At 40.0% G+C, this 7563-nt stretch carries 4 protein-coding genes and 2 pseudogenes; all 6 read left to right on the top strand.

The annotated features are described in order from the left end of the window. On the top strand, window positions 1–1779 hold a 1779-nt coding region (locus HT720_RS04050; protein WP_173274795.1), incomplete at its 5' end, for a G5 domain-containing protein. Window positions 1780–2288: 509 nt separating this feature from the next. Beyond that, on the top strand, window positions 2289–3278 hold the full coding sequence (locus HT720_RS04055; RefSeq protein ID WP_173274796.1) for an Rpn family recombination-promoting nuclease/putative transposase: 990 nt from the start codon (window positions 2289–2291) through the stop codon (window positions 3276–3278). Then, window positions 3274–3660: pseudogene (locus HT720_RS04060) on the top strand (flagellar assembly protein H domain protein); the annotation flags it as partial. The gene HT720_RS04055 and the pseudogene HT720_RS04060, both read left to right, overlap by 5 nt. Window positions 3661–3820: 160 nt before the next feature. Then, window positions 3821–4054, top strand: a pseudogene (locus tag HT720_RS04065) (ATP-binding cassette domain-containing protein); the annotation flags it as partial. Between the two features lie 180 nt (window positions 4055–4234). After that, window positions 4235–5104: an aquaglyceroporin Gla gene (gene gla, locus HT720_RS04070; protein WP_112444212.1), complete on the top strand. Its 870-nt coding sequence runs from the start codon at window positions 4235–4237 to the stop codon at window positions 5102–5104. A gap of 1035 nt (window positions 5105–6139) precedes the next feature. Next, window positions 6140–7336 (top strand): elongation factor Tu, encoded by a 1197-nt coding sequence (tuf, locus tag HT720_RS04075; RefSeq protein WP_001040724.1) that lies wholly within the window; start codon window positions 6140–6142, stop codon window positions 7334–7336. The last annotated feature ends 227 nt before the right edge of the window (window positions 7337–7563 follow it).

Here is a 7563-nt window from a genome sequence, read left to right on the forward strand (position 1 = left end):
AAAGTAGAAGAAAAAGAACTACCATTTACAACACGCTATGTAGAAGATAAAACCAAAGACAAAGATTATCGAGAAACAACTCAACAAGGTGTTAAGGGTAAGGAAACAAAAACAACTACTTATACGTTGGATACAACGAATGGTACAGTCACAGAAAATGCTCCAACAACGGATACAGAACAACCAACAGAAGAAATTATAACAGTTGGAACAAAACCAAAAGTAGAAGAAAAAGAACTACCATTTACAACACGCTATGTAGAAGATAAAACCAAAGACAAGGATTATCGAGAAACAACCCAACAAGGTGTTAAGGGTAAGGAAACAAAAACAACTACTTATACGTTGGATACAACGAATGGTACAGTTACAGAAAACAATCCAACAACGGTTACAGAACAACCAAAAGAAGAAATTATAACAGTAGGAACAAAACCAAAAGTAGAAGAAAAAGAATTACCATTTACAACACGTTATGTAGAAGATAATACAAAAGATAAGGATTATCGAGAAACTACACAAGTGGGAGTAAAAGGAAAAGAAACAACAACTACAACGTACACAATGGATCCAAACAACGGAACTGTGACAGAAAACAAGCCAACAGTAGTAAGAGAAGAACCAAAAGAAGAAATTATTACAGTTGGAACAAAACCGAAAGTAGTAGAAACACCAGAGACTCCACAACCAGAACAACCAACCGCTCCTGAGGAAGCACCAGCTCAACCAGGTCAACCATCTGAGCCTGAAGACCAACCAAATCTTAAGGTAGCTCCGCCGACTATCGCTATTGTGGAAGAAGCGAATAAAGCAAGCATCGAAGTCAAAGCACCTAAGAAAGATGCGGATACAGTGAGAATTACGTATCCTAAGAGTGATGGCTCTGGTAATGAAGTTCTAACTCTTACCAAGCAACCTACTGGTGAATGGACTTTAGACAAACAACCTGAAAATGTTACATTAGACAAGAAAACAGGTACTGTAACCATTCCACGAGAATCAGTTGTCAATAAAGAAAAAGTCCAAGCTCAAGCCAAGCATAAAACGAGTGCTTATACTCCGTTTGTATACGCTGCTTTATCAATCGAAGAAGCAAACCCAGAGTATCCAGTAACGCTGTGGGTAGATAGAGCAGGTAAGGAGCTTAGGGAACCAGTAGATGGTAAACAACCTGCTGGCGAGATTGCAGGCTACAAGTGGTTATCTAGTCGCTTAGAAGAAGGTATTTTGACGCATACATTTGAGAAAGTAGCGAATGGAACTCCAATTTTACCAGAAAGCCCAACTAGTCATCCAAGGACTCCATCAAGTTCGCCATCAACTTCAACGCCAGAAAAACCAAACAAAGCTGAAACTCCAGCGGTTCGTACAGTATGGCGCGATGAAAACGGAAAAGACTTGAAAGTTCCATCAGTTGACAAGCAAGAAGCAGGTGAAGTTCCAGGCTATGAATTTGTTGAGAGTCACCGTGAGGGAGATAACTTGACAGTTCATGTGTTTAGAACCAAGCAAGCTCAAACTCCTGCTCCAAAAGACCAAACTCCAAGTCCAGAACAAGCTGCAAGTCCAGCACCATCTAAAGTTTCAGAACAAAAAGGTGAAGCAGTGGCTACAGCTACATCAGAAAAGACAGTAGATAGTGCAACAGCTACTAAAACATCTGATAAAGCAGAATTGCCAAACACAGGTACAGAAGCGAATGCTAGCTTGGCTAGCGCTGGTATCATGACCTTGTTAGCTGGTCTAGGATTAGGATTCTTCAAGAAAAAAGAAGACTAAAAACTCATAGTTTTTAAGAAGATGATTCGTCATCTTCTTTTTTTGGCTCATTGTCAACTGTAGTGGGGTGGAGAAAAGCTAATACTCTTCGAAAATCTCNNCTGCGGCTAGTTTCCTAGTTTCCTCTTTGATTTTCATTGAGTATAAGATTAAGAAGAGGCTGAGAAAAAGCCTCTCAAATCAGAAAAACGCATAGTATCAGGTGTTCAAAACTTGAGACTATGCGTTTTATTGTGGGAAGATTTACTTTATTTTCTCCGGAAGTTGAGTTTTGGTCCAGTCTCTTTAAATTATATGTTATCTTAAATTCAGAACAGAACATTATAACTTATAAAACATTGCTAGAAATTGATTCGACTTTACTATCCTATTTGTTCAGAGTTTATTTCCTTTTGCTATAAAGTTTGAATTTCTTTTGTTTTTTCTACTCTTTTTCCGAATAAATAGATAGAAGCATCAAATCTAGTAAATTAGATTAAAAAATGTGCTATAATGAAAGGAGAGCAAACATGACTGTACGTCATCCGGGCATTAGCCCAACCAATGACTTGGTTGCTAAGAAAATCTTTAGCAATCCAGAAATCACTTGTCAATTTATTCGCGATATGTTGGACTTGCCAGCAAAAAATGTGACCATTTTGGAGGGAAGCAACATTCACGTCTTGCCTTCCGTACCGTACTCGGCACAGGATTTCTATACAAGTATAGATGTTTTGGCGGAGTTGGATAATGGTACGCAAGTTATCATCGAAATTCAGGTTCATCATCAGAATTTTTTCATCAATCGTTTGTGGGCTTACTTGTGCAGTCAGGTCAATCAAAATCTTGAAAAAATTCGCCAACGTGAAGGTGATACCCACCAGAGCTACAAACATATCGCACCAGTCTATGCCATTGCCATTGTGGATAGCAATTACTTCTCAGATGATTTGGCTTTCCACAGTTTCAGTATGCGAGAGGACACGACAGGTGAGGTCTTAACCATCACAAACAATGGACAAGAAAACCATCTAGTCAAGATGGCATTCTTAGAATTAAAGAAATACAGAGAAACCAGCAAAGACGAGGTTCGCAAGCCGTGGTTGGAGTTTTTCGGGAACAAACCCTTTACTCAACAACCCGAGCGAGCCATCAGCCAAGCAGACCAACTGCTGGACTACAAGAGCTGGTCCGAGGAGGACAGGGAAATGTTTAGTCAACTACGTATGCGTGAAGAACAAGCCTTGTTAGCACAGGACTATGCTTTGGAACAAGCTGAGGAAAAAGGTTTAGAGCGTGGACTTGAACGTGGTCGTGCAGAGGGGATTGAACAAGGCATCGAAAAAGGTTTAGCACAAGGACTTGAACGTGGACGAGCTGAAGGCATCGAACAGGGATTAAAAGTAGGTTTAGTAAATCTAGTACGTCAAGGTCTTCTAACACCTGAGGTTGCCAGCCGGCAGTTAGGCATGACTGTTGCTGAGTTTGAAGAATTATTGAAAGACATAAATAAGAATTAAAAAATACAGAGAAACCAGCAAAGACAAGGTTCGCAAGCCGTGGTTGGAGTTTTTCGGGAATAAACCCTTTACTCAGCACCCCGAGCGAGCCATCAGCCAAGCAGACCAACTGCTGGACTACAAGAGCTGGTCCGAGGAGGACAGGGAAATGTTTAGTCAACTACGTATGCGCGAAGAACAAGCCTTGTTAGCGCAGGACTATGCTTTGGAAACCGCTAGGGCTGAGGGGGTTGAACAAGGTTTAGAACAAGGTTTAGAACAAGGTTTAGAACGTGGAAAACTTTTTGCCTTCTTAGACATGGTTCGTCAACATGTTTTAACTTCTGAATTTGCCAGCCAGCAGTTAGGAATGACTGTCGCTGAGTTTGAGTCACTCTTGTAAACGAGCGAAAATGTTTAGCTAGCTATCTTGCAAAAAAATAAGTAGAGTTTATAATCCAAATACTTTTTAATACCAAGAATAAGCAGAGCCGGTTTTTCTAGGATATTTGGGTTAAGACGATTGTCTTGAATGCCTTAGGGAAACATGCTATACTACTTGTATGATTATTTTACAAGCTAATAAAATTGAACGTTCTTTTGCAGGAGAGGTTCTTTTTGATAATATCAACCTACAGGTTGATGAACGAGATCGGATTGCCCTTGTTGGGAAAAATGGTGCAGGTAAGTCTACTCTTTTGAAGATTTTAGTTGGAGAAGAGGAGACAACTAGCGGAGAAATCAATAAGAAAAAAGATATTTCTCTGTCTTACCTAGCCCAAGATAGCCGTTTTGAGGTTGTAGATAAGACTGACGAAGTCAGTTACATATATCTGCGGCAAGGCGACGTTGACGTGGTTTGAAGAGATTTTCGAAGAGTATTATTTTTAAAAAATCTCTCCAGAAACTAGTTGCTAAATAGGGTAAAAATTGATAAAATAAGGAATGTCTAAAAAATTTTAAGGAGAATCTAGCAAATGGATTTCACATGGGCACTAAAGTATGCCACTGAATTTTTGGGAACTGCCATTTTGATCATTCTTGGGAATGGTGCAGTTGCCAACGTTGAACTTAAAGGTACGAAAGGTCACCAAAGTGGCTGGATCGTCATCGCTGTTGGTTATGGTATGGGGGTTATGATCCCAGCCTTGATGTTTGGTAACGTATCTGGGAACCACATCAACCCTGCTTTCACTCTAGGACTTGCAGTTAGCGGTCTTTTCCCTTGGGCACAAGTGGTACCTTACATTATCGCGCAAGTCTTGGGGGCTATCTTTGGTCAAGCCTTGGTTGTGGCAACACACCGCCCATTCTACTTGAAAACTGAAAACTCAAATAACATCTTGGGAACTTTCTCAACTATTTCAAGTATTGACCATGGTACAAAAGAAAGTCGCTATGCAGCAACTGTTAATGGTTTTGTAAACGAGTTTGTTGGTTCATTTGTTTTGTTCTTTGCAGCTCTTGGTTTGACTAAAAACTTCTTTGGTGCTGAAGTGCTTCAATACATGAAACAAATGGCAACACAAGCAGGACAAACAGTTGATTTTTCTGACTTGGCTATTAAAGCACAGGTGGCTCCACACACTGCTTCAGGACTTTCTGTGGCTCACTTGGCACTTGGATTCCTCGTTATGGCTTTGGTAACATCACTTGGTGGACCTACAGGACCTGCCTTGAACCCAGCTCGTGACTTGGGACCACGTCTCCTTCATGCTTTCCTTCCAAAATCAGTTCTTGGTGAGCATAAAGGCGATTCAAAATGGTGGTATTCTTGGGTACCAGTAGTAGCACCTATCGCAGCAGCAATTGCGGCAGTAGCTGTATTCAAATTCCTTTATCTCTAAGAAATAGCTCCTTTAACATTTGAGTGAGCACCATCTATAAGTAAGAGAGGATCAGATTGGTTCTCTCTTTTTGATTTTTTAGGGAAATGAAAGAAAATCGAAACACACTCCTCTCCAGCAGTGGTTTAGAAGTCTCAGTGGGCTATTCAGCTTTAATGGGCTATAGTAGCTTGCAGTTGAAATAATAGATCCTTGTTTCTAAAACATTGTGAGAAATTGGTTTGAATTCCCCAATCAAATTGTGCAGTTTTCATTCTACTATATATTATGTTATCGGAGATGGGTTCCCTATCTTGTAAATCTGCTTTATAGTGGGTTGAAGTTGGAATAGTTCGCCCTTCTTTATCAAACATTGTGAGGAATTGATTTGCCTTCCTCAACAAAATGTTCAGTTTTTATTTCATTTTACTATAAAATAAGCGATTAGGGGGCTATTTTCGACCGACGTCCTTATCGTTTTATCTGCAATCTTATACTCAATGAAAATCAAAGAGTAAACTAGGAAGCTAGCACGAAGTCAGCTCAAAATAGTGTTTTGAGGTTGTAGAAGAAGAGGTTGGGCAAAAAACTCGACTTTAGGAGAAAATGAAGTAAATCTTCCCACAATAAAACGTATAGTAGCAAGATTTCTCAAGACCTGATACTATATGTTTTTCTGATTGCAAAGACTTTTTGACCAGTCTCAGCTATACCTACGGTAAGGCGATGCTGACGTGGTTTGAAGAGATTTTCGAAGAGTATTAAACCGATGTTGTGAGTAACTTTTACCTAGCTTCCTAGTTTACTTTTGTAGTATAAACCAGAGACTGTTTGTATTTTCAGCAAGTGAGTGGATGAATAATGCTGAAAACTCCTTGAAGGATAAATCTATTTAGTACTTTCTATTAGTTAGTTAAATTTTTACCAAGAATAATTCACAAAAACGTTGTAAAACACTTGCAATTTAGCTGAAATTTGATAAAATAGTAAGGAAAGTTAGACTGTATTGCCTACTGTCTATCTATAAAATATATTTTATTGGAGGCTTTTACTCAAATGGCAAAAGAAAAATACGATCGTAGTAAACCACACGTTAACATTGGTACTATCGGACACGTTGACCACGGTAAAACTACCCTAACTGCAGCTATCACAACTGTTTTGGCACGTCGCTTGCCTTCATCAGTTAACCAACCTAAAGACTATGCGTCTATCGATGCTGCTCCAGAAGAACGCGAACGCGGTATCACAATCAACACTGCGCACGTTGAGTACGAAACTGAAAAACGTCACTACGCTCACATCGACGCTCCAGGACACGCGGACTACGTTAAAAACATGATCACTGGTGCCGCTCAAATGGACGGAGCTATCCTTGTAGTAGCTTCAACTGACGGACCAATGCCACAAACTCGTGAGCACATCCTTCTTTCACGTCAGGTTGGTGTTAAACACCTTATCGTCTTCATGAACAAAGTTGACTTGGTTGACGACGAAGAATTGCTTGAATTGGTTGAAATGGAAATCCGTGACCTCTTGTCAGAATATGACTTCCCAGGTGATGATCTTCCAGTTATCCAAGGTTCAGCTCTTAAAGCTCTTGAAGGTGATTCTAAATACGAAGACATCGTTATGGAATTGATGAACACAGTTGATGAGTACATCCCAGAACCAGAACGTGACACTGACAAACCATTGCTTCTTCCAGTCGAAGATGTATTCTCAATCACTGGACGTGGTACAGTTGCTTCAGGACGTATCGACCGTGGTATCGTTAAAGTCAACGACGAAATCGAAATCGTTGGTATCAAAGAAGAAACTCAAAAAGCAGTTGTTACTGGTGTTGAAATGTTCCGTAAACAACTTGACGAAGGTCTTGCCGGAGATAACGTAGGTGTCCTTCTTCGTGGTGTTCAACGTGATGAAATCGAACGTGGACAAGTTATCGCTAAACCAGGTTCAATCAACCCACACACTAAATTCAAAGGTGAAGTTTACATCCTTACTAAAGAAGAAGGTGGACGTCACACTCCATTCTTCAACAACTACCGTCCACAATTCTACTTCCGTACTACTGACGTTACAGGTTCAATCGAACTTCCAGCAGGTACTGAAATGGTAATGCCTGGTGATAACGTGACAATCGACGTTGAGTTGATCCACCCAATCGCCGTAGAACAAGGTACTACATTCTCTATCCGTGAGGGTGGACGTACTGTTGGTTCAGGTATGGTTACAGAAATCGAAGCTTAATTCGATTTAGTTCCCAGAAGAACAATTATTTAAGTCAGACACTAAAAGAATCTTGCTTTGCAAGGTTCTTTTTTTCAGATATTGAACTAATACTCAATGAAAATCAAAGAGCAAACTAGGAAGTTTTAGCTGCAGGCTGCTCAAAACATGGTATTGAGGTTGTAGATAAGACTGACGAAGTCATCTCAAAACATGGTATTGAGGTTGCAGATAGAACTGACGAAGTC

The sequence above is a fragment of the Streptococcus sp. 68 genome (genome assembly GCF_013277415.1).
Classification (GTDB): domain Bacteria; phylum Bacillota; class Bacilli; order Lactobacillales; family Streptococcaceae; genus Streptococcus.

Bases quoted from the DNA above. Each gene is read 5' to 3' on its own strand.
- tuf (WP_001040724.1), top strand. From the start codon at position 6,140: ATGGCAAAAGAAAAATACGATCGTAGTAAACCACACGTTAACATTGGT.
- gla (WP_112444212.1), top strand. From the start codon at position 4,235: ATGGATTTCACATGGGCACTAAAGTATGCCACTGAATTTTTGGGAACT.
- HT720_RS04055 (WP_173274796.1), top strand. From the start codon at position 2,289: ATGACTGTACGTCATCCGGGCATTAGCCCAACCAATGACTTGGTTGCT.